This window comes from Kitasatospora sp. NPDC034035, from assembly GCF_055575755.1.
On sequence record NZ_JBVISA010000003.1, the window covers coordinates 63,195 to 89,072 of the forward strand.

The 25,878-nt window shown below is 73.4% G+C and carries 26 protein-coding genes; 17 read left to right on the forward strand and 9 right to left on the reverse strand.

Translation table 11 applies throughout. From position 1 onward, the window contains the following. The first annotated feature begins 185 nt into the window (after positions 1-185). Positions 186-2,030 (forward strand): dihydroxy-acid dehydratase, encoded by a 1,845-nt coding sequence (gene ilvD, locus ACZ52J_RS05125; protein WP_465615962.1) that lies wholly within the window; start codon positions 186-188, stop codon positions 2,028-2,030. A 125-nt stretch (positions 2,031-2,155) separates the two neighbouring features. Further along, positions 2,156-2,692, forward strand: a complete 537-nt coding sequence (locus tag ACZ52J_RS05130) for a hypothetical protein (RefSeq protein WP_465615964.1) — start codon at positions 2,156-2,158, stop codon at positions 2,690-2,692. Between the two features lie 4 nt (positions 2,693-2,696). Here the strand turns inward: ACZ52J_RS05130 and ACZ52J_RS05135 are convergent, their stop codons facing one another. Further along, positions 2,697-4,061, reverse strand: a complete 1,365-nt coding sequence (locus ACZ52J_RS05135; RefSeq protein WP_465615966.1) for an SCO2583/SCO2584 N-terminal domain-containing protein — start codon at positions 4,059-4,061, stop codon at positions 2,697-2,699. Positions 4,062-4,176: 115 nt separating this feature from the next. Beyond that, positions 4,177-4,626 carry a hypothetical protein gene (locus tag ACZ52J_RS05140; protein WP_465615968.1) on the reverse strand — a complete coding sequence of 150 codons (450 nt, stop codon included), beginning with the start codon at positions 4,624-4,626 and terminating at the stop codon, positions 4,177-4,179. 224 nt (positions 4,627-4,850) lie between these two features. On the opposite strand from ACZ52J_RS05140, the gene proC reads away from it, so the two are divergent. Together proC and ACZ52J_RS05150 are read left to right on the forward strand one after the other, a co-directional pair. Further along, entirely contained in the window at positions 4,851-5,678 is an 828-nt protein-coding gene (proC, locus tag ACZ52J_RS05145) for a pyrroline-5-carboxylate reductase (RefSeq protein ID WP_465615970.1), read from the forward strand. 128 nt (positions 5,679-5,806) lie between these two features. Beyond that, entirely contained in the window at positions 5,807-7,003 is a 1,197-nt protein-coding gene (locus ACZ52J_RS05150) for an MFS transporter (RefSeq protein ID WP_465615972.1), read from the forward strand. 27 nt (positions 7,004-7,030) lie between these two features. On the opposite strand, the gene ACZ52J_RS05155 is transcribed toward ACZ52J_RS05150, so the two are convergent. Beyond that, on the reverse strand, positions 7,031-7,552 hold the full coding sequence (locus ACZ52J_RS05155) for a hypothetical protein (RefSeq protein ID WP_465615974.1): 522 nt from the start codon (positions 7,550-7,552) through the stop codon (positions 7,031-7,033). A 114-nt stretch (positions 7,553-7,666) separates the two neighbouring features. Here ACZ52J_RS05155 and ACZ52J_RS05160 point away from each other — a divergent pair, with 114 nt between their 5' ends. The 5 genes from ACZ52J_RS05160 to ACZ52J_RS05180 all read left to right on the forward strand — a co-directional run bounded on the left by ACZ52J_RS05160 (position 7,667) and on the right by ACZ52J_RS05180 (position 11,901). Then, positions 7,667-8,863: an acetoin utilization protein AcuC gene (locus tag ACZ52J_RS05160; RefSeq protein ID WP_465615976.1), complete on the forward strand. Its 1,197-nt coding sequence runs from the start codon at positions 7,667-7,669 to the stop codon at positions 8,861-8,863. A 247-nt stretch (positions 8,864-9,110) separates the two neighbouring features. Beyond that, positions 9,111-9,320: a helix-turn-helix domain-containing protein gene (locus ACZ52J_RS05165; RefSeq protein ID WP_360495668.1), complete on the forward strand. Its 210-nt coding sequence runs from the start codon at positions 9,111-9,113 to the stop codon at positions 9,318-9,320. A gap of 199 nt (positions 9,321-9,519) precedes the next feature. Then, complete coding sequence (locus tag ACZ52J_RS05170) at positions 9,520-9,618, forward strand: 30S ribosomal protein bS22 (protein ID WP_003948845.1); 99 nt, start codon at positions 9,520-9,522, stop codon at positions 9,616-9,618. 149 nt (positions 9,619-9,767) lie between these two features. Next, positions 9,768-10,880, forward strand: a complete 1,113-nt coding sequence (locus ACZ52J_RS05175) for an NAD-dependent epimerase/dehydratase family protein (RefSeq protein WP_465616358.1) — start codon at positions 9,768-9,770, stop codon at positions 10,878-10,880. 7 nt (positions 10,881-10,887) lie between these two features. Then, a complete protein-coding gene (locus ACZ52J_RS05180) occupies positions 10,888-11,901 on the forward strand; it encodes a lysophospholipid acyltransferase family protein (RefSeq protein WP_465615978.1) in 1,014 nt (337 codons plus the stop codon). 94 nt (positions 11,902-11,995) lie between these two features. Here the strand turns inward: ACZ52J_RS05180 and ACZ52J_RS05185 are convergent, their stop codons facing one another. From ACZ52J_RS05185 to ACZ52J_RS05195, 3 genes are all read right to left on the reverse strand, one after another. Then, on the reverse strand, positions 11,996-13,291 hold the full coding sequence (locus tag ACZ52J_RS05185; RefSeq protein WP_465615980.1) for a DUF5667 domain-containing protein: 1,296 nt from the start codon (positions 13,289-13,291) through the stop codon (positions 11,996-11,998). Between the two features lie 270 nt (positions 13,292-13,561). Further along, positions 13,562-14,332: an ECF subfamily RNA polymerase sigma factor, BldN family gene (locus ACZ52J_RS05190; RefSeq protein WP_465616360.1), complete on the reverse strand. Its 771-nt coding sequence runs from the start codon at positions 14,330-14,332 to the stop codon at positions 13,562-13,564. A 637-nt stretch (positions 14,333-14,969) separates the two neighbouring features. Next, entirely contained in the window at positions 14,970-15,992 is a 1,023-nt protein-coding gene (locus ACZ52J_RS05195) for an HAD family hydrolase (protein WP_465615982.1), read from the reverse strand. A 112-nt stretch (positions 15,993-16,104) separates the two neighbouring features. Here ACZ52J_RS05195 and ACZ52J_RS05200 point away from each other — a divergent pair, with 112 nt between their 5' ends. The 7 genes from ACZ52J_RS05200 to hemB all read left to right on the forward strand — a co-directional run bounded on the left by ACZ52J_RS05200 (position 16,105) and on the right by hemB (position 23,418). Continuing rightward, on the forward strand, positions 16,105-16,380 hold the full coding sequence (locus tag ACZ52J_RS05200) for a glutaredoxin family protein (RefSeq protein ID WP_360495653.1): 276 nt from the start codon (positions 16,105-16,107) through the stop codon (positions 16,378-16,380). Positions 16,381-16,544: 164 nt separating this feature from the next. Continuing rightward, on the forward strand, positions 16,545-17,291 hold the full coding sequence (locus tag ACZ52J_RS05205) for a 3'-5' exonuclease (protein WP_465615984.1): 747 nt from the start codon (positions 16,545-16,547) through the stop codon (positions 17,289-17,291). Positions 17,292-17,392: 101 nt separating this feature from the next. Continuing rightward, complete coding sequence (locus tag ACZ52J_RS05210) at positions 17,393-18,295, forward strand: redox-sensing transcriptional repressor Rex (RefSeq protein WP_360495647.1); 903 nt, start codon at positions 17,393-17,395, stop codon at positions 18,293-18,295. 25 nt (positions 18,296-18,320) lie between these two features. Next, the gene (locus tag ACZ52J_RS05215) at positions 18,321-19,661 is read left to right on the forward strand and encodes a glutamyl-tRNA reductase (protein WP_360495644.1); all 1,341 of its coding nucleotides are present in this window, start codon (positions 18,321-18,323) and stop codon (positions 19,659-19,661) included. 41 nt (positions 19,662-19,702) lie between these two features. Next, entirely contained in the window at positions 19,703-20,710 is a 1,008-nt protein-coding gene (hemC, locus tag ACZ52J_RS05220; protein WP_465615987.1) for a hydroxymethylbilane synthase, read from the forward strand. After that, the gene (locus tag ACZ52J_RS05225; protein WP_360495638.1) at positions 20,707-22,356 is read left to right on the forward strand and encodes a bifunctional uroporphyrinogen-III C-methyltransferase/uroporphyrinogen-III synthase; all 1,650 of its coding nucleotides are present in this window, start codon (positions 20,707-20,709) and stop codon (positions 22,354-22,356) included. The genes hemC and ACZ52J_RS05225 overlap by 4 nt, the downstream gene beginning before the upstream one ends. Positions 22,357-22,431: 75 nt before the next feature. Then, positions 22,432-23,418, forward strand: coding sequence for a porphobilinogen synthase (gene hemB, locus ACZ52J_RS05230; RefSeq protein WP_465615990.1), 987 nt, complete (start codon positions 22,432-22,434; stop codon positions 23,416-23,418). A gap of 63 nt (positions 23,419-23,481) precedes the next feature. On the opposite strand, the gene ACZ52J_RS05235 is transcribed toward hemB, so the two are convergent. From ACZ52J_RS05235 to ACZ52J_RS05245, 3 genes are all read right to left on the reverse strand, one after another. Beyond that, complete coding sequence (locus ACZ52J_RS05235; protein ID WP_465615992.1) at positions 23,482-23,748, reverse strand: hypothetical protein; 267 nt, start codon at positions 23,746-23,748, stop codon at positions 23,482-23,484. Between the two features lie 205 nt (positions 23,749-23,953). Continuing rightward, on the reverse strand, positions 23,954-24,298 hold the full coding sequence (locus ACZ52J_RS05240) for a rodlet layer protein (protein WP_465615994.1): 345 nt from the start codon (positions 24,296-24,298) through the stop codon (positions 23,954-23,956). An 88-nt stretch (positions 24,299-24,386) separates the two neighbouring features. After that, on the reverse strand, positions 24,387-24,731 hold the full coding sequence (locus ACZ52J_RS05245; protein WP_280675437.1) for a rodlet layer protein: 345 nt from the start codon (positions 24,729-24,731) through the stop codon (positions 24,387-24,389). A gap of 304 nt (positions 24,732-25,035) precedes the next feature. Between ACZ52J_RS05245 and ACZ52J_RS05250 the strand changes: the two genes are divergently transcribed. Further along, positions 25,036-25,725: a hypothetical protein gene (locus tag ACZ52J_RS05250; protein ID WP_465615996.1), complete on the forward strand. Its 690-nt coding sequence runs from the start codon at positions 25,036-25,038 to the stop codon at positions 25,723-25,725. Positions 25,726-25,878 lie beyond the last annotated feature (153 nt).

Sequence of the window (25,878 nt, forward strand, 5' to 3'; positions counted from 1 at the left end):
CGCCCCCCGCCCACCGCCCGTCGACAACCCCCCGGCCCGCACGCCGGCCCGCACGCCGGCGGTACGACCGCATCGCGGACGGCCCGTCCGCCGCCCGGACGGCGGGCGTAGGCTCGGTAGCCACAGCGGCCCCCGCACCCTCCCACCGGCGGGGCGCCGGCGAGAGCCCGAAGGAGTGGAGCACAGTGCCCGAGCTGAGGTCCCGTACGGTCACCCACGGTCGCAACATGGCAGGCGCCCGGGCGCTTCTCCGGGCGGCCGGTGTAGCCCGCGAGGACTTCGGCAAGCCGATCATCGCGGTCGCCAACTCCTTCACGGAGTTCGTCCCCGGCCACACCCACCTCCAGCCGGTGGGCCGGATCGTCTCCGAGGCGATCAAGCAGGCGGGCGGCATCCCGCGCGAGTTCAACACCATCGCCGTGGACGACGGCATCGCGATGGGCCACGGCGGCATGCTCTACTCGCTGCCCTCGCGCGACCTGATCGCCGACTCGGTCGAGTACATGGTCAACGCGCACTGCGCGGACGCCCTGATCTGCATCTCCAACTGCGACAAGATCACCCCGGGCATGCTGATGGCCGCGCTGCGCCTGAACATCCCGACCGTCTTCGTCTCCGGCGGTCCGATGGAGGCCGGCAAGGCCACCCTGGTCGACGGCACCGTGCGCAAGCTCGACCTGGTCGACGCGATCTCGCAGGCCGTCAACGAGAACGTCTCCGACGAGGACATCGCGATCATCGAGGAGAACGCCTGCCCGACCTGCGGCTCGTGTTCCGGCATGTTCACCGCCAACTCGATGAACTGCCTCACCGAGGCCATCGGCCTCTCGCTGCCCGGCAACGGTTCGGTGCTCGCCACCCACACGGCCCGCCGGGCGCTGTACGAGAACGCCGGGCAGACCGTCGTCGCGATCGCGAACCGCTACTACGACGGTGACGACGCCTCCGTCCTGCCCCGGGCGATCGCCACCCGCGCCGCCTTCGAGAACGCCATGGCCCTGGACATCGCCATGGGCGGCTCGACCAACACGATCCTGCACCTGCTCGCCGCCGCCCAGGAGGCCGAGCTGGACTTCGACCTGCGGGCCATCGACGCGATCTCCCGCAAGGTGCCCTGCCTGTCCAAGGTCGCGCCGAACGGCTCGTACTACATGGAGGACGTCCACCGGGCCGGCGGCATCCCGGCGATCCTCGGCGAGCTGTACCGCGGCGGGCTGCTCAACGAGGACGTCCACACCGTGCACGCCGACTCGCTCGCCGAGTGGCTCAAGACCTGGGACGTGCGCGGCGGCTCGCCCTCCGCCGAGGCCGTCGAGCTGTGGCACGCCGCCCCCGGCTGCGTCCGCTCCTCCGAGGCCTTCTCCCAGTCCGAGCGCTGGGAGTCGCTGGACACCGACGCCGCCAAGGGCTGCATCCGCGGCGTCGAGCACGCCTACTCCGTCGAGGGCGGCCTGGCCGTGCTGCACGGCAACCTCGCCGAGGACGGCTGCATCGTGAAGACCGCCGGCGTGGACGAGTCGATCTGGACCTTCAGCGGCCCGGCCGTCGTCGTGGAGTCCCAGGAGGACGCGGTCGAGGCGATCCTGGCCAAGCGGATCAAGGAGGGCGACGTCGTCGTCATCCGCTACGAGGGCCCCAAGGGCGGCCCGGGCATGCAGGAGATGCTCTACCCGACGTCCTTCCTCAAGGGCCGCGGCCTCGGCAAGGCCTGCGCGCTGGTCACCGACGGCCGTTTCTCCGGCGGCACCTCGGGTCTGTCCATCGGCCACGCCTCCCCGGAGGCGGCCTCCGGCGGCACCATCGCCCTCGTCGAGGACGGCGACACCATCGCCATCGACATCCCCGGCCGGACCATCTCCCTGGAGGTCCCGGACGAGGTCCTCGCCGAGCGCCGCCGCGCCCTGGAGGCCTCGGGCGGCTACCGCCCGAAGAACCGCGAGCGCCAGGTCAGCCAGGCCCTGCGCGCCTACGCCGCGATGGCCACCTCCGCCGACAAGGGCGCCGTCCGCGACGTGACCAAGCTCGGCTGAGCCCCGGCAGTACGCGAAGGAGCCGTCCCGCAGGCCGGGACGGCTCCTTCGCCGTAGGGGACGGCTCCTCCGTCGGTTCGGACGGCTCCTCCGCCGGATGGGGCGGTCGGGTGATAATCGACGGCGTGAGCGAGCAGCCCCCCACCCCCGCGCCCAAGGCCGTCGGCGCCCCCAAGACCGTCGGCGCGCCCGAGCCGGAGCCGATCCGCTGGTTCGGCACCAGCTGGCTGAACCGGGACGGCGGCTACTGGCCGCGCCGGGTCGCCGTGTCCGTCGGCGCCCTGGCCGCGACCGCCGCCGTGGTGCTGGTGCTGCGGTTCGGCGTCGAGGGCATCGCCCTCTCCGACAACGGGACCTTCGTCAACGGGCTGATGACCGCCGCCATCGCGATCTGCTCGATGATGTCCGTCCGGCGCACCTGGAAGCTGCTCACCGAGGGCAGGGACCAGCTGACCGGCTGGATGGCCGAGGACAAGTCGCTCGGCGCGGTCTGGCTCATCGGCAGCGCCGGCGCCCTGGCCGCCTACTTCGCCCGCAGCCTGGTCGAGGCGCCGGGCGAGGCGGTGCGCCGCGCCGCGTACCAGCGGGCCGTCGCCCAGTACGAGAAGCGCCAGGCCGGCCGCAGCGGCCGGCCCGACGCCAGGGCCAAGCGCAAGCGCTGACCGGTCAGTAGCGGCTGATCGTGCCGCACTCGTCGGTCTGCTGGATGTCCTTGCTGCGGTCGTACGGGTCGATGGCCGGGCCGGTCGGCCGGGAGCCGGGGGTGTCCGGTCGCAGCGCCGCGAACTGGTCGAACTGCGGGTGGAAGAAGCCGTCGTAGACGTCGCAGGCCGAGTTGGCGGGGTCCGTCTGGCTCTTGGCGTACACGATCTTCTTCGGCTGGACCTGGTAGCGGCCCGGGTCGTAGAAGCGGAACGTGTCCGCCCGCCGCACGATCGTGCGGGTGGTCCAGGTGTCCCCGGCCACGTCGTCCGTCGGCACGAGGAGACCCGCCGGCTTGGCCGTGCCGCCGCCCTGCGGCGCGGCGGGCTTCGTCGGCTGCGGGGCGGGGGTCGTCGGCTGGGGCGACCCGGCCCGCTTGGCGGCCTCGGGGCCGGGGCGCAGCGCGTACACGAAGCTGAAGTCGGTGTGGATCAGGACGCCCTTGTCCCCGTCGCCTTCGTAGGTCATCCGGCCCTGCACCTTGACCGTGTCGCCCACCGGGATCGCGTCGCGCGGGTCGAACCGGCTGAACCAGTTGGTCGGGTCGTTGTCCTTGGACGGGTGCTCCAGTGCGGCCTTCGCGCCGTCCTGGTCCTCCCGCTCCAGCAGTGCCAGGGCGGCGTCCGGACGGCCGCCGGCGACCACCTTGGGGTCGAGGTTGGCGGCGATCAGGTAGTCCTTGACGGACTGCAGTTGGGCGGCGACCTGGGCGGTGGAGAAGACGCCGGTGGCCTGTGCCTCGGGGAGGACGAAGGCCTCGGCGCCGTTCGGCCAGCCCTCGGCGAGGGACCCGGCCCAGGGGTGGTCGACGGTCGGCTGCTGTTCGTCGACCTTCGGCGGCGCGGTGGTCGGCCGGGCCGTCTCGGGGGCGACGGTCGGCGCGGGGGTGTGGGCCGAGGAGGAGCCGCCGTAGTGGTCCGAGTACCAGTTGCGCAGCCCGTTGACGTTCAGGGCCGCGAGCAGCACGGTGACGGTCAGCACGACGTAGAGCGGTGTGCGCCACGGCAGTTGGCGACTGCGCGGGCGCGGGTTGCCCCAGGGGTCGACCGCTTGGGGCTTCGGCTTGCGCCCGAAGCGGCGCTTGGCCTTCTTCGCCGGGCCGTCGTTGACCGAGCGGCGGCCGCCCGGGTCGACCGGCGGGGTGTGCTTCCACCGGGCGGTGAGCATGCGGGTGCGCCCGCTCTGTTCCTTGACGGCGGCGCCCCGGACGAATTCGTCGTCCAGGACGAGGTCGGCGAACGGGTCCTTCGCACCCGTTCCGGACGGGTCGGACCCGCCCGGCTCGTCGCCCCTGACGGGGCGCGGTTCCGGATCTTCGGCTATCGGCATCGCGCCAGTATGACGACGGGGTGTGACGATGCGCTGATCGGGGGCGCTCCACGTGGTGAACTCGTGCCCGCCGGGTGGCGCTTCACCCTGTTTCGTCCTGAACCGTGCCGGTGCGTCAGCCCTTGCGGCGGGCCTGCTTCACCGACCCCACCACCCCGGCGATCGCCAGCAGGAGGCCGGCGGGCAGCAGCGAGATGAAGAAGGAGCCGAACAGACCGGAGTCGCCGAGGAACAGCTGCGCCAGGGTGTTCAGTGCCAGCAGCCCGCCGGCCGCCGGGAGGGCCGACTGCCACGGGTGGTCGTTCGCCCAGCGGCGCAGCCGCCGGTCGGCGGTGTCGCGGCGCAGTTGCCCGCCGACGGTGCCGACCAGGAAGAAGAAGAACAGCGCCCAGCCGGCCGGTCCGGCCAGCATGCTCAGCGACCAGCTCCCGGAGATCGCCTCGATCCCCAGGGAGGTCGCCCCCACCACCGCACCGACCCCCGCGGCGGTTCGCCACGGGCCCACGGTCGCCGAGGCGACGGCGAGTTGCCGGTTCTCACGTCGGGACATTTCGTCGTGTGCCATGGTTCAACGGTGCGCCCGCCCGGCCCCGGAGGCCATAGGGGAACCCCCTGGTTTTCTCCCTAGGGGCGGGAAGGTCGACAAGGGCCGACAAGGCGCGACAAGGCGCGGCGACGGCCGAGCGAGCGGCGCACCCCGCCGGGCCCGGCGACCACGAACCGGACGGTCCCGCCGGGCGCCGACGTACGGTGCGAGGATGGCCGCAGTACCAAGGCAAGGAGCGGACCATGGGCAGCAGCGCAGCACGCGGACAGAAGATCGCCTTCCTGGGCACCGGCAAGATCGGCGAGGCCCTGCTCTCCGGCCTGCTGCGGGCGGGCAAGAACCCGGCGGACGTCCTGGTGACCGCCCGCCGCCCCGAGCGCGCGGTCGAACTCGCCGCCCGGTACGGCGTGGTGGCGGTCTCCAACGCCGAGGCCGCCAAGCTCGCCGACACCCTGATCCTCGCGGTCAAGCCGCAGGACATGGGTACCCTGCTGGAGGAGCTGGCCCCGCACGTCGGTGCGGACCGGCTGGTGATCTCGGCCGCGGCCGGCGTCCCGACGGCCTGGTTCGAGGAGCGGCTGGCGGCCGGCACTCCGGTGGTCCGGGTGATGCCCAACACGCCGGTCCTGGTGGACGAGGGGATGAGCGTCATCTCGGCGGGCTCGCACGCCACCGAGGAGCACCTGGCGCGCACCGAGGAGATCTTCAGCTCGGTCGGCAAGGCGCTGCGGCTGCCGGAGTCCCAGCAGGACGCGGCCACCGCGCTCTCCGGCTCCGGCCCGGCCTACTTCTACTTCCTGGTCGAGGCGATGACCGACGCGGGGATCCTGCTCGGCCTGCCCCGCCAGGTGGCGCACGACCTGATCGTGCAGTCCGCGATCGGCGCGTCGGTGATGCTGCGGGACTCCGGCGAGCACCCGGTGAAGCTACGCGAGGCGGTCACCTCCCCGGCCGGCACCACCATCGCGGCCATCCGCGAGCTGGAGAACCACGGTGTGCGGGCCGCGCTGCTGGGCGCCCTGGAGGCGGCCCGGGACCGTTCCAGGGAGCTGGCCTCCGGCGGGAAGTAGTCCGCGGCGGCCGGGGCAGAAGTCCCTGCGCGACCCCTCCCGCAATCGCGGCGCACCGCCTACGCTCTCGCCAACATCGTCCTACCGGGCGGTAGCGAGGTCGCCGGGAGGCCCGTGTGGAGGTCCGTATGAGTGCCGCGCCGTCCGCGGTCCCGCCCGGCCTGCGGGTGGGGCGGGCCGCACTCGCCGTCAGCTTCCTGCTGCAGGGCACCACCTTCGCGCTGCTGGTCACCTGTATCCCGGAGCTGCAGCACCGGTACGGGCTGAGCGACGGGCTGCTGCCGGTCTTCCTGGCCGCCGTGCCGATCCTGGCCGGGGTCGGCTCGATCACCTCCGAGCAGCTGGTGAAGCGCACCGGCGCGCGGGCCGTGCTGCGGGTGGTCCAACCCGCCGTCTGCCTCAGCCTGGCGGCGGCCGGGCTCGGTGACACGCTGTGGCAACTCGCCCTCGCGCTGGGGGCGTTCGGGCTGCTGGTGGGGGCACTGGACGCCAGTATGAACATGCTCGGGGTGGGCCTGCAGCACCGCTACGGCCGCTCGATCATGATCGGCTTCCATGCCGCGTTCAGCCTGGGCGGCATCGTCGGCGCGGCCCTGGCGGGCCTCGGCTCGCACTACGACCTCGGGCTGCCGGTGCTGTTCGGCACGGCCGCCGCGGTGATCGCCCCGCTCGCGGTGGTCACCGGCACCAGCTTCGCGGGCCCGGCCGAACTCGGCGACGCCGTCCGGGAGGCCGCCGAGGCCGCCGCCCGGTCCATCCCCTGGCGGCCGCTGCTGCCGCTCTGCCTGGCGATGGCCTTCGCGTACATCGCCGACGCCTCGGTCTCCAACTACAGCGTCAAGTACCTCACCGACGGCCTGGGCAGCCGCGAGGACCTCGCCAAGCTCTCCTACCTCGGCTACATGGTCGCGATGCTGCTCGGCCGCGCTCTGGGCGACCGCGCGGTGCAGCGCTTCGGCGCCGTCCTGGTGGTCCGCGCGGGTGCGGCGCTGGCCGCGCTCGGTTTCGGGGTGGCCGCGGTGGCGCCCGCCGCCTGGGCGGGCGTCGCCGGGTTCACTGTGCTCGGCTTCGGCATCTGCGCGATCATCCCGCAGGTCTTCGCGGCCGGCGGCCGGCTCTTCCCGGCCGACTCGGACGCCGCGGTGGCCCGGCTCAACCTCTTCAACTACGTGGGTTTCCTGATCGGTTCGCCGCTGGTCGGGGCGATCGCCGACGCGAGCTCCTACCGCTGGGCGCTGCTGGCCCCGATGCTGCTGGTGCTCGCCGTCCTGCCGCTGGCGGACCGCTTCGCCCCGGCACCGGCGCTGGCCCCCGCCGCCGCGTGACGACGGGGGCCGTTGGCGGGACGGGGGTCAGCTGATCACGGTCTGCAGCTCGGGCAGCCCGGAGAGCGAGCCGCCCTCCCTGACGTCGGTCGGACTGCCCACCTGGCCGAACTCGTAGTAGAGGTAGGTCGCCCAGTTCACCGTGTAGGGCCCGGCGCCCCACGACGGGGTGTCGGCGATCTTGACGGTGAGCGTGACGGTCCTGGTCGCTCCCGGCGCGATCGGCGCGTTGAAGTGGAAGTTGGCGCTGTTCCCGCTGATCACGCAGTCGACCGTGTCCCCGGTGCAGCTCGTGACGGTGAAGGCGCCGCTGGTGTTGGCGGGCCAGGTCGGCGAGATGGTCTCGTAGCCGAAGTAGATGTCGCTGGTCTCGGTGTTGGTGAGGGACAGCGTCAGGGTCAGCTGGTCACCGGCCTTCGCGGTCGACCTGTCGACGGCGAAAGCGGGTCCGCTGACCGCGGCGGAGGCCGGCTGGGCGGCAAAGAACAGGCCAAGTCCCAGTATTGCAGCGAGAATTACCCCAAGGCGTTGCACGCTGAATGGCTTCATGGCGGAGAGGATAGGGAGCCGGATAGCTTTTGTCTGTACCGCCTCAACAAAGCGCTTCCGCCCCGGCGCGCCCTGGCGGCGGCCCGGCCACCGCCACCCGCTACGGTGGAGGCCATGCCCGAAGCCGAGCGTGACACCCCCTGCGGCCTGCACCTCTTCTGGGACGAGGCCGTCACCGCCTACGACTTCGGCCCCGGCCACCCGATGGACCCGACCCGGCTGGCGCTCACCATGCGTCTGGTCGAGGCCCTCGGGCTGGACGGCGGTCCCGGGGTGACCGTCCGGTCCGGGCCGGCCGCCGGCGAGTCCACCCTCCAGCTGGTGCACACCCGGGAGTACGTCGAGGCGGTCAAGCACGCCGCCGCCCACCCCGATCGGACCGACCCCCGGCACGGCCTCGGCACCGACGACAACTGGTCCTTCCCCGCGATCCACTCGGCCTCCGCGCTGATCGCCGGCCAGTCGGTGGCCGCCGCCGAGGCGGTCTGGCGCGGCGAGACCCCGCACGCCGTCAACTTCGCCGGCGGACTGCACCACGCGATGCCCGGCAAGGCCTCCGGTTTCTGCATCTACAACGACCCCGCGCTGGCCATCGCCCGGCTGCTCGAACTCGGCGCCGAGCGGGTCGCCTACATCGACGTGGACGTCCACCACGGCGACGGCGTCCAGGAGGCCTTCTGGAACGACCCCCGGGTGCTCACCGTCTCCCTGCACGAGCACCCCGCCACGCTCTTCCCGCAGACCGGCTGGCCGATGGAGACCGGCGGCCCGGACGCCCCCGGCTCCGCCGCCAACCTGCCGCTGCCGGCCGGCACCGGCGACGCCGGCTGGCTGCGCGCCTTCCACGCCCTGGTGCCCGACCTGCTCGACGCCTTCCGGCCGCAGGTCCTGGTCACCCAGCACGGCGCCGACACCCATGTGGAGGACCCGCTCGCCCACCTCGCCGTCACCGTGGACGCCCAGCGGCTGATCGCCGAGGAGCTGCACGACCTCGCCCACCGCCACGCCGACGGCCGCTGGGTGGCCACCGGCGGGGGCGGCTACGCGGTGGTCGACGTCGTCCCGCGCACCTGGACCCACCTGGTCGCCACCGCCGCCGGACGACCCGTCGACCCCGCCACCGAGACCCCCGAGTCCTGGCGCGCCGAGGTCTACCGCCGTACCCGCCGCCCGGCCCCGCTGCGGATGACCGACGGCGCCCGCCCGGCCTGGCGCGACTTCGACGCGGGTTACGATCCGGCCGACCGGCTCGATCAGGCCATCCTCGCGAGCCGCCGCGCGGTGTTCCCCCACCACGGTCTGCTGGCCTGAACCCGCCGCCCCGGCCGGGCAGCGAGGGCGCCCCGGCCGCCCGCCCGCCGGGCCGTGCGTACGCCGACCCGTGCGATCCGCCGAGTGGCTACGTACTGCAACAGTCCTATCTCTCACCGTACGAGGACTGCACCTCCCCTCTTCCCACTGGTACCACCCATAACTACTCTGGGGATACACGTGTGCCGGTGGAGTCACCGGAGGGGAAGCCGGTGCCTTGCACACGGGTAAGGGTCGGGTGATGGTCATGAGTTCCCTGGAGCGTCCCCTGCAGGAAGTCGTCTTCCTGACCGTGGCGGAGGTCGCTGCGGTCATGCGGGTGTCCAAGATGACGGTGTACCGGTTGGTGCACAGCGGAGAACTGCCGGCCATCCGGGTCGGACGGTCCTTCCGGGTGCCCCAGCAGGCGGTGCACGAGTACCTCAAGGAGTCGTACGTGCGGCTCGAGAGCGCGTAGGACCGGGCCGGCGGGGGCGGGTCCGCAGCCGCGGGCCCACCCCCGTTCGTCCCCGTTCGCCCTGGATTTCCCGCGAGTTTCCCGGCTACCGGGAGCGGGATTACGGCCTTCGCGCCATGGACGGTAGGCTAGGCCCTCACGTCAGTCGTATGGACTCCGTCTCTCACGGACGAGAGTCTCAGTGAGCGAGGGTTGTTCCGTGGGCTCTGTCATCAAGAAGCGTCGCAAGCGTATGGCCAAGAAGAAGCACCGCAAGCTTCTCAAGCGCACTCGCGTTCAGCGTCGCAACAAGAAGTAAGCGCCCCCGGCCGCGCCCAGCGCGTCCAGCGCTTCCACCGCCCGCCCTGGCCCTCGTGGCCCGGGCGGGCGGTGTCGTTTCCCGGCCCGGCAGGGCGGCGCGGTACGGTGCACACAGGCCGCTCGGGTCGAGGAATGGGGTGCAGCACCGTGGGCGTGGTCGTGCTCGTCACCGGCGTGGCGCGCCGTCTCGGTGCCCGCTTCGCCGCCGAGGTCCGTCGCCGTCCGGGCGTGGACCTGGTCGTCGGCGTGGACGTGCAGCCGCCCCGGGTGCCGGCCGAGGAGCCGGCCGGCCCGGCCGCCCCGTACCGCTTCCACCAGCTCGACCTGCGGCGCCCGGCGCTCGCCCGGGTGCTCGCCGAGCACCGGGTGGACACCGTCGTGCACCTCAGCGTCAGCGCCACCGGCCTGGGCTCCACCAACCGCTCCGCGGTGAAGGAGTCCAACGTCATCGGCACCATGCAGCTGCTCGGCGCCTGCCAGAAGGCACCCGGGGTGCGTCGGCTGGTGGTGAAGTCGACGACCGGCGTGTACGGCTCCGCGCCCCGTGACCCGGCGGTGTTCAGCGAGCGGATCCAGCCGAAGGACCCGCCCGGCGGGGGCTTCGCCAAGGACGCGGCGGAGGTCGAGGGGTACGTCCGGGGCTTCGCCCGGCGCCGCCCTGACGTCGCGGTGACGGTGCTGCGCTTCGCCAACATCGTCGGTCCGAACGCGGACACCCCGCTCGGCGAGTACTTCGCGCTCCCGGTGCTGCCGACCGTCCTCGGCTACGACCCGCGGCTGCAGTTCGTCCACGAGGACGACGCCGTCGCCGTGCTCTGCCGGGCCGTGGGCGAGCCCGAACCGGGCACCGTCAACACCGGGACCTTCAACGTGGCGGGGGAGGGCGTCCTGCTGCTCTCCCAGTGCGCCCGCCGGCTCGGCCGGCCCACCCTGCCGCTGCTGCTGCCCGCGGTCAGCTGGATGGCCGTCCTGGCCCGGCAGACCCGGCTGGTGGACGTCTCGCCGGAGCAGCTGCGGCTGCTCACCCACGGCCGGGTGGTGGACACCACGCGGCTGCGCGAGACCTTCGGCTACCGCCCGGCGTTCACCACCCCCGAGGCCTTCGCCGACTTCGCCGCCGCCCGGGGCCCGGGCCTGCTGCCGCCCGGGCGGCTGGCCGCCGTCACCGACCGGCTGACCGCCCTGCTCGGCCCGGAAGGGGCGGCCGCCGCCGACGACGCCTCCGCCGTACCGAACCGCCCCCGCCGACCGAGGAGCTGAACCCGCGATGAGTGCCGCAGCCGAGAACGCGTCGGGCGAGGCCAAGGTCATCCCGATCGAGTCCGCCCCCAGCTGGTCCGAGCCCGAGGGCCCGGGCCCCGGCCTGGCCGACCGGCTCGCCGGGGCCGTCGGCGGGGCGCTGTCCGGGCCGCTCGGCCCGGCGGCCACCCGGCTGTTCGGCAAGGGCTGGGAGGGCCGCGCCGCCGAGGGGCTGGCCTTCCTGCGCCGCCGGGTCACCGGCGACTACGAGGTGGACGAGTTCGGCTTCGACCGGGAGCTCACCGAGGAGGTGCTGCTCGCGCTGCTGCGCCCACTGGCCGAGAAGTACTTCCGGATCGACGTCCAGGGCGCGGAGAACATCCCGGCCGAGGGCGGCGCGCTGATCGTCGCCAACCACTCCGGGACGATCCCGCTGGACGCGCTGATGACCCAGGTGGCCATCCACGACCACCACCCGAACCGGCGGCACCTGCGGATGCTCGCCGCCGACCTGGTCTTCGTGCTGCCCGGCATCAACGAGCTGGCCCGCAAGGCCGGCCACACGCTGGCCTGCAACGAGGACGCCCAGGCGCTGCTGGAGCGCGGCGAGGTGGTCGGGGTCTGGCCGGAGGGCTTCAAGGGCATCGGCAAGCCCTTCTCCGAGCGCTACAAGCTCCAGCGCTTCGGCCGGGGCGGCTTCGTTGCCTCGGCGCTGCGGGCGCGGGTGCCGATCGTGCCGTGCTCGATCGTCGGGGCGGAGGAGACCTACCCGATGATCGGCAACGTGAAGACGCTGGCCCGGCTGCTGGGCCTTCCGTACGTGCCGATCACGCCGACCTTCCCCTGGCTGGGCCCGCTGGGGATGCTGCCGCTGCCGACCAAGTGGACGATCCGATTCGGCGAGCCGATCGCCACCGACGGGTACCCGGCGGAGGCGGCGGACGACCCGATGCTGGTCTTCGACCTGGCCGACGAGGTGCGCGAGACCATCCAGCACACGCTCTACCAGCTGCTGATGCAGCGCCGCTCGGTGTTCTTCTGACCGTCCGTACCAGCGCGGGGGTGCGGCAGCGCACGAGCGTACGGAGCGGGCCCGGCGGATATCGCACTCCGCCGGGCCCGCCGCACAACCCCGGTCAGCCGCCGAGGATCCGCAACCCGGGCAGCAGGCCCGGGACCAATGGGGGCACCTCGACGCCCTGCTGCCGGGCCTCGTCCGGGACTCCGGGCGTGCCGGACGGCTTCGGCGCCGACGGCGGGGCCGCGTCGGGGTTCGGCGAGGGCTTGGCGCCGGTGAGCCCGCCGGTGAGGTCGCCGACCAGCCCGTTGACGGCGTCCGGGGCGCTGGTGGGCAGGGTGCTCGGCAGGCCGGCGCCCTTGCCGCCGCTGCCGCCGGCGCCGGGGTTGGCCGGGGCGTGTTCGGTGGCACCGGGGCGGTTGCCGCCGGTGGCGCCGCTGCCCGGGGCCTGGCCGCCGCCCTGGGTCGCGCCGGAGCCGTCGGCCGGGGTACCGGCGGGGGAGCCGCCGGTCCGGTCGGAGGAGCCGCCGCCCGCCCCGGAGCCTGCCGTGCCACCGCTGTTGGCGGGGGGCTGGGCCAGGCGCAGGGGCGCGACGTCCTCGCTTATGTCGTCGAAGAGCTGATTCACCAGGGAGGCCTGCTGGGTGAGTTGCACGGGCAGCTTGCCCTGCAGCTCGGTCCAGCGGCCGTCCTCGTCCTGGGCGAAGCCGGCCAGCGCGCGCATCGGCTCGAGCGAGCCGTTGCTGCGGTAGACCGAGCGCAGCAGCTCGCGGCCCTTGAGGGCGTCGGCGTGCATGTCGTCCAGGGCGTGGCGGACCTGCTCGACGGTGCCCGGGCTGAGCCCGCCCGCCGGGCCGGTGCGGCCGACCAGGACCTTCGCCTCGCCGAGCCGGGTGGCGGCGTTGTCGAGCAGCAGCTCGCCGCGCTCAGAATCGGAGCCCGCGAAGTCCAGTCGGAGCCCTTCGAGGCCGCGCTTCAGCCCGTACAGCGTGTCGCCGGGTACGGAGCCGGTGCTCGCGGCGGCGGCACCGGCCAGGCTGCCGACGGCGAGCCCGGCCACGAGTCCGCCGATCGCGAACCGGCGGCTCCAGCGGCCGCGTGGCGCGCTCCGGATCGCCCGGTGGCGGCGCTGGCGGGGCACCGCGGCCCCCGGTCCGCCGGCGAAGGCCTGTTCGAACGCGGCCATCAGCTGGGCGCGTTGGACCGTCCGGACCTCGCGGTCCAGCACCGGTCCGGGCAGCGCTTCCAGTGCGTCGGTCAGGCCGACCAGTTCGGCCATCGCGGCCGAACCGGGGCCGGTACCTGCGGCGTTGGCCGATTCCGCGTCGGTTGCAGCGCGTTGCTCCGTCCGGTGGGCCTTCAGCACCTCGGCGAAGGCCTTCGCCCGCCGGTGCTCCAGCACGTTTGCCGTCACGGGCCACACCTCCCTTCGTCGTTGTCGACACCCCGGCCTGCCGGACGGTTGCCCCGGCTGGCCAAAGCCACTCCATCGGGTGACAGGTCACAATTCGGCTTGACCGTACGCCTGGTGGAGGCTTGCACTCTGGCCAACGATCGGTGCGGGCGGTCGGTTACGCACGGCTGATCATCGGATCGACCGTTCACTCTGACGTGTCGGTCGGGTGCGGACGGTGACGGCCGGCCGGGCGACACCCCGGCTGTGTCCCCCTCGGTCACGACAGGCTCACCGCGCGTCGGGCGGGAGCAGCCGGGCCAGGGTGCGGACGGCGCGGTACTGGAGGGTCTTGATGGCGCCCTCGTTCTTGCCCATGATCCTGGCCGTCTCGGCGACCGAGAGCCCCTGCAGGAAGCGCAACGTGACGCACTCCTGCTGCTGCGGGTTGAGCCGGCGCACGGCGTCCAGCAGGGCGGCGTTGGAGAGCGACTCCAGCACCGACTCCTCGGGGCTGCGCTCGCACTCGTTGGAGTCGAGCATCTCGCCGGTGGTGACCTCCAGCCGGAAGCGGCTGGACTTGAAGTGGTCGGCGACCAGGTTGCGGGCGATGGTGACCAGCCAGGCGCCGAAGTCGCGACCCTGCCAGGTGAAGGTGCCGATCCGACGCAGCGCGCGCAGGAACGTCTCGCTGGTGAGGTCCTCGGCCGTGGCCCGGCTGCCTACCCGGTAGTAGATGTAGCGGTACACGGTGTCCGCGTAGTGGTCGTAGAGCCGGCCGAAGGCCTCGCTCTCGCCGGCCTGGGCCCGCTCGACCAGCTCCATGATCGGGTTGTGCTCGGTCTCGTAGCCGGGGCCGGTCGTGGTCCGGGCGCGGCCGCGGCCGACGCCGGTGCTGCCGGTGCGGCCGCGCGAGCCGGTGCCCGTCGAGCCGGTGCCGGTCGAGCCGGCGGCGGTGGTGCGCAGGGCCAGGCCGGGGCCGTGCGGGTGGTTGAACGATCCGCCGGCGGGTGCGAGTTGGGGCGAGGTGGCGAGCTGGCTGCGGAGCAGGTTGCGCAGCATGTCCAGACCGGTGGAGATCTGCCGCTCGGCGGTCGGACGGCTGCGGTGGCCGGTACGGGGGCGCAGGGGCGCGGACGACGGGCGGGAGGGTGCAGGCGCGTCGTTCCGGACGGGTGGGTACACGGGACTCCCAGAGGCAGAACTGTGGACGGATCACCTCCGCCTGCGCGGAGAGCACTCCCCGAAGCATCCGTTCGAGCGGGACGCGTGGGTGACGTGCATCCAGGAGAGAATAACGCTTTGTGCAATGACAGCTACACCGTGTGGTTGAAGTGGTCGTTTGGGATCCATTTGTTGCGCATATTCGGCTGACACTGACCGGAGCTGTCATCGTTCATCCGGCTCAACGTGATCGAACAGGCGCCCAGGGTGACCAATTCGGCGGCCTGGCGGGCGGTTTCCCAGCCTTGGGGCTCCGCAACCCCTGACTTTCCCGGCCTGGCGAACAATCAGAACCGGTCACCAGCAGACAGGTTCGCACATGGGGCCCGGACTGTCCTGTCACGCACGGGAGTTCGCCCGTACGAGCGGCCAGGTCAGGGCCCTGGTTGACGTCCGGTCACCCGCGCGGGCGAGCTCGTCGGGTGACCTCGCGCAAGCGCGCCTGACGGCTCCGGCGAGGGGATCGGGCGGGAAATCAGGCGTGGCGGCGACGGCGGTACAGCGCCACCCCGGCCGCCGTCGCGCCGGCCAGCACCCCGACCGCGGCCGCCGCCGGCAGCCCCACCCGGGCCGCCTTCCGACCGGTGCGGAAGTCCCGCACCCGCCACCCCTGGGCCCGGGCGTGGCGGCGCAGCGCGCCGTCCGGGTTGACCACGTACGGGTGGCCGACCAGCGAGAGCATCGGGATGTCGTTGGCCGAGTCGCTGTACGCGGCGCAGCGGTCGAGGTCGAGGCGTTCGCGGCGGGCCAGCGCGCCGACGGCGGCGGCCTTGGCCGGGCCGTGCAGCAGGTCGCCGACCAGTCGGCCCGTGTAGTGGCCGTCCCGGGCCTCGGCGACGGTGCCGAGCGCGCCGGTCATGCCGAGCCGCCGGGCGATGATCCGGGCCACCTCCAGCGGGGCGGCGGTGACCAGCCAGACCCGCTGGCCGGCGTCCAGGTGCATCTGGACCAGGGCGCGGGTGCCCGGCCAGATCTTGTCGGCGACGACCTCCTCGAAGATCTGCTCGCAGATCTCCTCCAGGTCGGCGGCGCGCTTGCCGGCGACGATGCCGAGGGCGGTGTTCCGGGCGTCCGAGATGTGGTCCGGGTCCTCGGCGCCGTGCAGCCGGAACCAGGCCTGCTGCCAGGCGAAGCGGGCGATGTCGCGGCGGGTGAGGAAGCCGCGGCGGTAGAGGCCGACGCCGAGGTAGAAGACCGCGGCCCCGCGCAGGATGGTGTTGTCGCAGTCGAAGAAGGCGGCGGCGCGGGGGTCGTCCGGGTCCGGGGTGTGGTTCTCGGTGGGCGCCTGGGGGGTCCTGGGGGCCCTGGGGGCCTTCCCGGGCTTGGCCGTGGCCGGCGCCTCGGCGGTGTCCGGCGCGGTCTCCGCCGCGGGGGTCGGGACGGGCTCGGGCTCGGCGCGCAGCGCGGCCTCGGCCGCCTCGGCCGCGGCCTCGCCCGCCAGGGCGCTCCGCTCGCTGGTGGAACGTCTTGCCTGGGTGAGCCTTCGGAGCACGGCCATGGCACCGAGCATAGCCAGCCGGGCGCGGAGCGGCCGTGACGGTGCCGTGCCCGAGAGGTGAACAGCTCCACCGCGCGCGGGGGCGGGTGCGCGGTGGGCGCAGAATGGGGCGGTGAGCCCACTGCTGCGACGTAAGAGCCCCGAGCCCGCGGACCGTACCGTGACCCTGGTCGGCAAGCCCGGCTGCCACCTGTGCGACGAGGCCCGCGAGGTGATCGTCCGGGTGACGGGCGAGCTGGGGGCGTCCTTCGAGGAGAAGGACATCACCCAGGACGAGGAGCTGTACCGCCGCTACTGGGAGCAGATCCCGGTCACCCTGATCGACGGCCGTCAGCACGACTTCTGGCGGGTCGACGAGCGCCGGCTGCGCACGGCCCTGGGCGGCTGACCCGGCCGCCCGCGCGGGCACCGCCGCCCCCGCCACTCGGCGGGGGCGCTTCGCCGAATCGTTGCCAAAGACACTCCGTTTCGGCGTGCGGCGGGGCGGGTTGGTCGGCTTACGATCGAACGCGTTTGCGCCCGAGGGGGGCTGAGCACACGAGGAGTGCCGCCATGCTTCCCGGCCCGACCCCTGCGACACCCGAAACCCCGCCCGGGGCCCGGGGCTTCGCCGTGGTCGACGTGGAGGCGACCGGCCGCAGTCCGTGGCGGCACCGGGTGGTCGAGGTCGCGGTGGTGCTGCTCGACGAGCGGCTGCGCCCCGAGGGGGAGTTCGCCACCCTGCTGGATCCGCTGGGTCCGGTCGGCCCGACCCATGTGCACCGGATACGGCAGTGCGACGTCGAGGGCGCCCCGCGTTTCCGTGAGATCGCCCCGCGGCTGCTGGAGCTGCTGGCCGGCCGGGTGCTGGTCGGCCACCACGTCAGCTGCGACCACGCCTTCCTCGAGCGTGAGTTCGCCCGGATCGGGGTGTCGCTGCCGCCCGTCCCGCTGTTGTGCACGATGCGGCTGGCCGGCGCCCACCTGCCGGAGGCCCGCAGTCACGGCCTGGCGGCCTGCGTGGAGGCGGCGGGCCTCGGCTGGTACCCGGCGCACACCGCGTTGGGCGACGCCCGGGTGACCGCCGAACTGCTGCGGTACTGCCTGGGCGCCACGTCCTGTCCGCCGGACGACTGGGCGGGCCCGCTGCGCGAGGCGGCCCGGGTGCCCTGGCCGCGGCTGGGCCGGGCCCGCTCCCGCCCGTCCGGCGAGGCCGTCCCGTTGCTGCGCCGGGAGGCGCCGTACGGCCCCTGGCTGCCCGGTTCCCGGGCCCCGGAGGTGGTGCTGACGCAGGCCGGTGCTATGGGTTCGACGGCGTGATGCGCATCACTGTGCGGGGACAAAACGGACACCATCTTTGTGCACACGTTCACAAACGCATAGCCTGGCTGCCAAAGCCCAGCTTCACCCACAGGAGCACCGTGGCAATCGGCCGATCACCACAGAGCAGTTCGCAGACGCCCGACCAGGGCGCCGCGCGCCGACCCTCGCGTGCCCGGGGCATCCCGGAGGCGACCGTCGCCCGCCTGCCCCTCTACCTGCGGGCCCTCACCGCGCTCTCCGAGCGCTCGGTGCCGACCGTCTCCTCCGAGGAGCTGGCCGCGGCGGCCGGCGTGAACTCGGCGAAGCTGCGCAAGGACTTCTCCTACCTCGGCTCGTACGGCACCCGCGGCGTCGGCTACGACGTCGAGTACCTCGTCTACCAGATCTCCCGCGAGCTGGGCCTGACCCAGGACTGGCCGGTCGTCATCGTCGGCATCGGGAACCTCGGCCACGCCCTCGCCAACTACGGCGGCTTCGCCTCCCGAGGCTTCCGGGTGGCCGCCCTGCTCGACGCCGACCCGAACGTGGTCGGCACCAGCGCGGCCGGCCTGCCGGTGCGCCACATGGACGAGCTGGAGTCGATCGTCGAGAGCCAGCACGTCTCCATCGGCGTGATCACCACCCCGCCCGGCGCCGCCCAGCAGGTGTGCGACCGACTGGTCGAGGCGGGCGTCACCAGCATCCTGAACTTCGCCCCGACCGTGCTGACCGTCCCGGACGGCGTGGACGTGCGCAAGGTGGACCTCTCCATCGAGCTGCAAATCCTGGCCTTCCACGAGCAGCGCAAGGCCGGCGAGGAGCCGGACGACCGCGCCGAGTCGGTCCTCGACCGCGCCCCCGGCCCGGTCCGCGCGGCCGCCGCCAAGCTGCGCCGTGCGGCCGGCGGCAACGGCAAGGGCCGCGGCACCGCCGAGTCGGCGGCCAAGGACCCGGTCGAGCCGGCCAAGGGAAAGTCCGCCAAGGGCGGCGACGGGGATCTCTCCGCGGTGATGCCCGCATGAACACCGAGAGCTGTGGGGGGCGGGCATGAGCCTTCTCGTCGTAGGGCTGAGCCATCGCACGGCCCCGGTCGGGGTGCTGGAGCGCGCCGCGCTGACCGGTGACGTGCCGACCCGGCTGCTGCACGACGCGGCCGCCACCGCGACCGTCGCCGAAGCCGCGCTGCTGAACACCTGCAACCGGATCGAGCTGTACGCGGACGTGGACAAGTTCCACGCCGGCGTCGCCGAGCTGTCGCTGCTGCTGGCCCACCACAGCGGGGTGGACCTGGAGGAGCTGACCTCCCACCTGTACGTCCACTACGAGGACCGCGCCGTCCACCACCTCTTCTCGGTGGCCTGCGGCCTGGACTCGATGGTGGTCGGCGAGGGCCAGATCCTCGGCCAGCTGCGCGACGCCCTGGCCAAGGCCCAGGAGGAGCACACCGCCGGGCGCGGCCTGAACGAGCTGTTCCAGCAGGCGCTGCGGGTCGGCAAGCGGGCGCACAGCGAGACCGGCATCGACAAGGCCGGCCAGTCGCTGGTCACCTTCGGCCTGGAGCAGGTCGCGGCGGGCGCGGGCGAGATCGCCGGCAAGCGCGCGCTGGTGGTCGGCGCCGGCTCGATGAGCTCGCTGGCCGCCGCCACCCTGATCCGCTCCGGCGTGACCGACCTGCTGATCGCCAACCGGACGCCGGCCCGCGCCGAGCGGCTGGTCGAGATCCTCGGCCCGGACGTGGCCCGCACCCTGGACCTCGCCAAGGTGCCGGAGGCGCTGGCCGACGTGGACCTGGTGATCTCCTGCACCGGCGCGGCCGGCGTGGTGGTCAAGGCCGAGGACGTGGCCGCCGCCGTCGCCCTCCGCTCGGCCGCCGAGCCGCTCGCCCTGCTCGACCTGGCCATGCCGCGCGACGTCGACCACGCCGTGCACGAGCTGGACGGCGCCCTGCTGGTCGACCTGGAGAGCCTCTCCCACGCGCACGCCGCCACCCCCGGCGCCGGCGACGTCGACCAGGTCACCCGGATCGTCGCCGACGAGGTGAGCGCCTTCGGCGCCGCCCAGCGGGCCGCCCGGATCGCGCCGACCGTGGTCGCGCTGCGCTCGATGGCCTCCGACGTGGTCGCCGCCGAGCTGGGCCGGCTGGAGTCCCGGCTGCCCGACCTGGACGAGCGCTCCCGCGCCGAGATCGGCCAGACCGTCCGCCGCGTCGTCGACAAGCTGCTGCACGCCCCGACCGTCCGGGTGAAGCAGCTGGCCGCCGAGCCCGGCGGCGCCTCCTACGCGGAGGCACTGCGCGAGCTCTTCGACCTCGACCCGGCGGCCGTGCACGCCGTGTCCGGAACGCCCGTCGGCGGCGCGCCCCAGCCCTCCGCCGGGGGCACCAGATGAACCGTCAGCCATCCCACGAGTACCACCGGGACGATCACCTCATGAATGGTCAACCGATCACGGAGCAGCCCTCCGCCGCCGCACCCCTGCGGCTCGGCACACGGCGCAGCGCCCTCGCCATGGCCCAGTCGGGCATGGTGGCCCGCGAGGTGACCAGGGTCACCGGGCGCCCTGTCGAGCTGGTCGAGATCACCACCTACGGCGACACCTCCCGGGAGGCGCTGGCGCAGATCGGCGGCACCGGCGTGTTCGTCTCCGCACTGCGGGACGCGCTGCTGGAGGGCCGGATCGACTTCGCCGTGCACTCGCTCAAGGACCTGCCCACCGCCGCCCCCGCGGGCCTGGTGCTGGCCGCCGTCCCCGAGCGCGAGGACGTCCGGGACGCCCTGGTCGCGGCCGAGGGCCTGAACCTGGACGAGCTGGTCGAGAAGCTGGCCGGCGCCGGCCGCCCGGCCCGGATCGGCACCGGTTCGCCCCGCCGGATGGCGCAGCTGAACGCCTGGGCCACCGCCCGCGGCGCCCAGCTGGAGACCGTCGCGATCCGCGGCAACGTGGACACCCGGATCGGCTACGTGACCGACGGCGAGCTGGACGCGGTGGTGCTGGCGACGGCCGGCCTGAACCGGCTCGGCCGCAGTGCCGAGATCTCCCAGCACCTCGACCCCGAGCTGATGATCCCGGCCCCCGGCCAGGGCGCGCTCGCGATCGAGTGCACCGCCGGGAACACGGACCTGACCGCCGCGCTCGCGGCCCTGGACCACGCCCCCACCCGGGTCGCCGTGGCCGCCGAGCGCGCCCTGCTGGCCACCCTGGAGGCCGGCTGCTCGGCGCCGGTGGCCGCGCTGGCCACCTGGGGCCGGCAGAACGAACTGCGGCTGGACGGCGTGGTCGGCGACCCCGACGGCTCCGCCCTGCTGAAGATGTCCGCCAACGGTCCGATCGTCCTCGACGAGACCGCCGAGCAGCAGGCGGCGGCCCTCGGCCGCGCGCTGGCTGACCGGCTGCTCGGCGCGGGCGCGGCCACCCTGATGGGGGAGCGAGCCCGATGAGCCCCACCGCCGCCACCGACGCCCTGTTCCCCGCAGGGCAGCCCGCCACCGGACGGTGCACCTTCCTGGGCGCGGGCCCCGGCGACCCGGGCCTGCTGACCCTGCGCGCGGTCGAGGTGCTGTCCACGGCCGACGTCCTGGTCGCCGACCCGCTGACCGCCGCCGCCGTGCGCAGCCACTGTCCGGCCGCCGTGCAGGTGCACACCCCGGCCGTCGAGGGCATCGACTTCGACCTGGCCAAGGTGGTCGCCGAGGCCGTCCGCTCGGGCAAGCACGTGGTCCGCACCGTCGACGGCGACCCGGGCCTGGACGGCTGCGCCGCCGAGGAGATGCTCAGCTGTGCGGGCGACGGGATCCCCTTCGAGGTGATCCCGGGCGTCGCCCAGTCGGTCGGCGTCCCGGCCTACGCGGGCGTCCCGCTGCGCGTCGGGGCCGGCACCGACGTGCGCTTCGTGGACGGCGCCCAGCTGCTGTCCGGCGGCCCGGTGGACCTGGGCGCGCCGGAGACCACCCTGGTGGTCCGCACCACCCTGGGCCAGCTGCCGGCCACCGCCAACGCGCTGGTCTCCAACGGGCGCAAGCCGGACTCGGCGCTCAGCGCGACGCTCTCCGGCACCACCACCCGCCAGCGGACCTTCACCTCCACGCTGGCCGGCATCGCGGCCGACCTGAAGGCCGCCCGGGTGCTGCCCTCGCCGGTCTCCGCCCCGGTCGACCCGGCCACCTCGGTGATAGCCGTGGTGGGCGAGCAGGTCGCCCACCGGGCCTCGCACTCGTGGTTCGAGACCAAGCCGCTGTTCGGCTGGAACGTCCTCGTGCCGCGCACCAAGGAGCAGGCCACCGGCCTGTCCGAGCAGCTGCGCTCGTACGGCGCGGTGCCGCAGGAGGTGCCGACCATCGCGGTCGAGCCGCCGCGCACCCCGCAGCAGATGGAGCGGGCCATCAAGGGCCTGGTCACCGGCCGCTACGAGTGGATCGCCTTCACCTCGGTGAACGCGGTGCGCGCCGTCCGGGAGAAGTTCGAGGAGTACGGCCTGGACGCCCGCGCGTTCGCCGGGATCAAGGTCGCGGCGGTCGGCGAGACCACCGCGCAGGCCCTGGTGGACTTCGGCGTGAAGCCGGACCTGGTGCCCTCCGGCGAGCAGTCCGCCGCCGGTCTGCTGGAGGACTGGCCGCCGTACGACCCGGTCTTCGACCCGATCGACCGGGTGCTGCTGCCGCGCGCCGACATCGCCACCGAGACCCTGGTGGCCGGCCTGGTCGAGCTCGGCTGGGAGGTCGACGACGTGACGGCGTACCGGACGGTGCGCGCCTCGCCGCCGCCGGCCGAGACTCGTGAGGCGATCAAGGGCGGCGGCTTCGACGCGGTGCTGTTCACCTCGTCCTCGACCGTCCGGAACCTGGTCGGCATCGCGGGTAAGCCGCACAACGTCACGGTCATCGCCTGCATCGGCCCGGCCACCGCCAAGACCGCCGAGGAGCACGGCCTGCGGGTCGATGTGATGGCCCCGGCTCCGTCGGCCGCCGCGCTGGCCCAGGCCCTGGCAGACTTCGGGGCCAAGCGCCGCGACACCGCGACGGCCGCCGGTGAACCGGTCTACCGGCCCAGCGAGCGCCGTCCCGGTTCGCGCCGCAAGGCCCGCTGAGGGCCCGCCCCAACCCCGGCCGGGGGCGGCGAGCCGTCGCCCCCGGCACTGCACAACCGTTCGGAGAGAGAAGCCGTGTCCGCTGAATTCCCGTACGTACGCCCGCGCCGACTGCGGCAGAGCCCGGCGATGCGCCGCCTGGTCGCCGAGACCCGGCTGCACCCGGCGGAGCTGATCCTGCCGCTGTTCGTCCGCGAGGGCGTCAGCGAGCCCGTCCCGGTCAGCTCGATGCCGGGCGTGGTCCAGCACTCCCGGGACACCCTGCGCAAGGCCGTCGTGGAGGCGGCCGAGGCGGGCCTGGGCGGCGTCATGCTGTTCGGTGTCCCGCAGGTGCAGGACGCGATCGGCAGCGAGGGCACCAACCCGGACGGCATCCTGCAGCAGGCGATCCGGGACGTGGTCTCCGAGGTCGGCGACTCGCTGGTGGTCATGTCGGACCTCTGCCTGGACGAGTACACCGACCACGGCCACTGCGGCGTGCTGGCCGCCGACGGCAGCGTGGACAACGACGCCACCCTGGAGCGCTACGCCGAGATGGCCCGGGTGCAGGCCGACGCCGGCGTCCACCTGGTCGGCCCCTCCGGCATGATGGACGGTCAGATCGCCGTCGTCCGGCGGGCGTTGGACGAGGCCGGCCACCAGGACGTGGGCATCCTCGCCTACACCGCCAAGTATGCCTCGGCCTTCTTCGGCCCGTTCCGCGAGGCCGTCGGATCCTCGCTCAAGGGCGACCGCAAGAGTTACCAGCAGGACCCGGCCAACGCCCGCGAGGCGCTGCGCGAGCTGGAGCAGGACCTCGCCGAGGGCGCCGACCTGGTGATGGTCAAGCCGGCCATGGCCTACCTGGACATCCTGCGCCAGGTCGCCGACGCCTCCCCGGTGCCGGTCGCCGCGTACCAGGTGTCCGGCGAGTACGCGATGGTCGAGGCGGCCGCCGCGAACGGCTGGATCGACCGGGAGCGGATGATCATGGAGACGCTCACCTCGATCCGCCGGGCCGGCGCCGAGCAGATCCTCACCTACTGGGCCGTCGAGGCCGCCGCGATGCTGAAGCAGAGGTAACTCGCAGGCCGAACGCAGAAGGCCGGGCCGCTCCCCGTCGGGGGCGGCCCGGCCTTCCGGGTTCTACTCCCAGCCGTTGACGTGGGCGAAGCCCTCGCCGCGGCCCGTCAGGTCGGTGGAGGTGGCGGCGCCGCAGCCGAAGCCGCCCGCGGTGGTGTTGCTGGTGTGGGCGAGGCCGAAGCCCTCGCCGGCCACGAACGGCTCGTCGGCGGTGGCGACGACCGCGCCGCCGCCGACCAGGCCCACGTGGGCGAAGGCGGGGGTGGCGGCACCGGCGAGTGCCAGCGCGGCGGTGGCGGTCAGCGCGGCCTTGGCCAGCATGCTCTTCATGGATCTGCCCTCTCTCTGGGAGCGCCCGCACGGGCGCTCTGACACGTGTTCACATCCGGCCGCTCGGCCCGACGCCCCGCCGGGCCGGACGGCCGGTCACCCGGCCGGTCCGCTGCTGCGGCCGACCGGACACTTCGTCCGCCAAGCCCGGAGGGCCCGGGGAGACCTTCCTCCCCGGGCCCTCCGTCCGTGCGGTGCCCCTTGATCAGCCGATCAGGTGCGAGATACCCGCGTCGCCCGAGGACTGGGTGTTCTGGCCGACGTTGCAGATCTGCTTCGGGGTGCTGTTCAGGATCGGCACCTCGATCGGAACCGCGGCACCGGCAGCGGCGACGGCGATGTTGTGGATCTCGGGCAGGCAGATGTTCGGGTTGTCCAGGGTGTGGAAGTTCGGGCTGCCGTTGCCGTGGGTGCCGGTCTGGTTGGTGCCGCCGTTGCCCTGGACCGTGGTGGCGGCGCCGTCCGAGTCGACGATGGCGGAGGCCGAGCCCGCGGACATCGCGATGGCGGCGGCGGCCAGGCCGGCGGCGGCGAGGGACTTCTTGATCATTTCCGGTTTTTCCTCTCAAAGGGTGAATCGGGGGACGATTCGAAGGGTGGTTCAGGGGCCCTGCAGGGGAGTGCAGTTCTGGGGGGCGTCAGCCGACCAGGTGGGAGACGCCCGCGTCGCCGTGGCTCTGGGTGCCCTGGCCCTGGGTGCAGTACTGCCTGCCACCGCTGTTGGCGATCGGGACCTCGACCGGGATGGCCAGACCGACCCCGCTCACGGCGATGTTGTGGATCTCGGGCAGGCAGATGTTCGCGTTGTCCAGGAAGTGGAAGTTCGGGCTGTTGTTGCCGACCGTGCCGGTGAAGTTGGTGCCACCGTTGCCCTCGATGGAGGCGGCGGCGCCGTCCGCGTCACCGATGGCCGAGGCGGGCGCGGCTGCGGCGGCCAGCGCGGCGACGGCCAGGCCGGCGGCGGCGAAGGACTTCTGGATCATGGGGAGATCCCTCTCTGAAATGCTCTTGGTTTCCGTGCGTACAACGCGTAGAACGAACGCTCAGACCCGGTCTGCAGTCACTGACGTCCAGATCAAAGAATGACGGCACGGAAGGTTACGGGGATTTTTGAAAAGAGTCCGGGAGGCGCGGCGACAGGGGGTTTCTGGTCGGATTATTAGGCCGAACCAGTTAACCGGCGCAATCCGCGCTCCCGGTCACTCGTTGAGACAGATTGTTTTCCGGCTGCGCCCGCGCAGCCGTTCCTCAGTGAACCCCAGTACGGACAGCAGAACGGTGAAAAGCATGAAGTTCTCCAAGCGGGCCGGCGCGATGTTGCTGGCGGTCGGTGCGGGCATGCTCGCCTCCCAGGGACCGGCCTGCGCCGCCCCGGTCGGCCTCGACCACGTCGGAGCCCTGGAGGACGCGCTGGCCACCCAGCAGGTCCCCGCGGACGTGCCGCTCACCCCGCTGGGCAGCCATGTCTCGGCCGGCATCCCGACCTCGCTGCTCATGCCGCCGGTGCCCGGCCGGACCACCAGCACCAGCACCGAGCTGGTCCCGGAGCGGATCGTCCCCCAGCTGAGCACCGGCAAGGTCGGCCCGAGCGCCAAGGCCGAGCTGCCGCTCCCGCTGGTCGACCAGGGCGCCGACCTCGGCCAGGTGCTGCTGGACGCCCCGACCGCGCCGCTGCACGCCGACACCCCCGGCCTCAGCCTCGGCAAGCCGCTCTCGCTCGCCCAGGACGGCGCCGGCCAGCTCGCCGACGGCCGGCTCAAGGTCGGCGAGGTCGACCCGAGGCTGCTCACCGGCGCCGTGCAGGCCGTCCCCGGGGCCAGCGCGAGCCTCGGCAGCGACGACCAGCGGCTCTCCGTCACCGACGAGGTGAACGACCTGACGGCGACCACCGCCGCCACCACCGCCGGTGTGGTGCAGCAGACCGGACTGTCCGACCCCGCAGCCGCCACCGCGACCGCCACCGGGGTGCTGCAGTAGGCCGGGCTGACCGGCCTGACCCAGCTCTGACCAGCCGTCGGGGGGAACAAGAGGCCGGGACACCGCCGCGTGAGAGGGGGGCCGGGGTTCCGGGGCGGCCACAGGATTAGCCCCGCGGGGGTCCTGTTAGCCCGCCCGACCGCGGCAGGTGCC

Excerpts from the sequence above, each read along its gene's own strand:
- ACZ52J_RS05135 (WP_465615966.1), bottom strand. The coding sequence starts at position 4,061 with ATGCCGATAGCCGAAGATCCGGAACCGCGCCCCGTCAGGGGCGACGAG.
- ACZ52J_RS05140 (WP_465615968.1), bottom strand. The coding sequence starts at position 4,626 with ATGGCACACGACGAAATGTCCCGACGTGAGAACCGGCAACTCGCCGTC.
- proC (WP_465615970.1), top strand. The coding sequence starts at position 4,851 with ATGGGCAGCAGCGCAGCACGCGGACAGAAGATCGCCTTCCTGGGCACC.
- ACZ52J_RS05150 (WP_465615972.1), top strand. The coding sequence starts at position 5,807 with ATGAGTGCCGCGCCGTCCGCGGTCCCGCCCGGCCTGCGGGTGGGGCGG.
- ACZ52J_RS05155 (WP_465615974.1), bottom strand. The coding sequence starts at position 7,552 with ATGAAGCCATTCAGCGTGCAACGCCTTGGGGTAATTCTCGCTGCAATA.
- ACZ52J_RS05160 (WP_465615976.1), top strand. The coding sequence starts at position 7,667 with ATGCCCGAAGCCGAGCGTGACACCCCCTGCGGCCTGCACCTCTTCTGG.
- ACZ52J_RS05165 (WP_360495668.1), top strand. The coding sequence starts at position 9,111 with ATGAGTTCCCTGGAGCGTCCCCTGCAGGAAGTCGTCTTCCTGACCGTG.
- ACZ52J_RS05180 (WP_465615978.1), top strand. The coding sequence starts at position 10,888 with ATGAGTGCCGCAGCCGAGAACGCGTCGGGCGAGGCCAAGGTCATCCCG.
- ACZ52J_RS05190 (WP_465616360.1), bottom strand. The coding sequence starts at position 14,332 with ATGCTGCGCAACCTGCTCCGCAGCCAGCTCGCCACCTCGCCCCAACTC.
- ACZ52J_RS05195 (WP_465615982.1), bottom strand. The coding sequence starts at position 15,992 with ATGGCCGTGCTCCGAAGGCTCACCCAGGCAAGACGTTCCACCAGCGAG.
- ACZ52J_RS05205 (WP_465615984.1), top strand. The coding sequence starts at position 16,545 with ATGCTTCCCGGCCCGACCCCTGCGACACCCGAAACCCCGCCCGGGGCC.
- ACZ52J_RS05215 (WP_360495644.1), top strand. The coding sequence starts at position 18,321 with ATGAGCCTTCTCGTCGTAGGGCTGAGCCATCGCACGGCCCCGGTCGGG.
- hemC (WP_465615987.1), top strand. The coding sequence starts at position 19,703 with ATGAATGGTCAACCGATCACGGAGCAGCCCTCCGCCGCCGCACCCCTG.
- ACZ52J_RS05225 (WP_360495638.1), top strand. The coding sequence starts at position 20,707 with ATGAGCCCCACCGCCGCCACCGACGCCCTGTTCCCCGCAGGGCAGCCC.
- ACZ52J_RS05235 (WP_465615992.1), bottom strand. The coding sequence starts at position 23,748 with ATGAAGAGCATGCTGGCCAAGGCCGCGCTGACCGCCACCGCCGCGCTG.
- ACZ52J_RS05240 (WP_465615994.1), bottom strand. The coding sequence starts at position 24,298 with ATGATCAAGAAGTCCCTCGCCGCCGCCGGCCTGGCCGCCGCCGCCATC.
- ACZ52J_RS05245 (WP_280675437.1), bottom strand. The coding sequence starts at position 24,731 with ATGATCCAGAAGTCCTTCGCCGCCGCCGGCCTGGCCGTCGCCGCGCTG.
- ACZ52J_RS05250 (WP_465615996.1), top strand. The coding sequence starts at position 25,036 with ATGAAGTTCTCCAAGCGGGCCGGCGCGATGTTGCTGGCGGTCGGTGCG.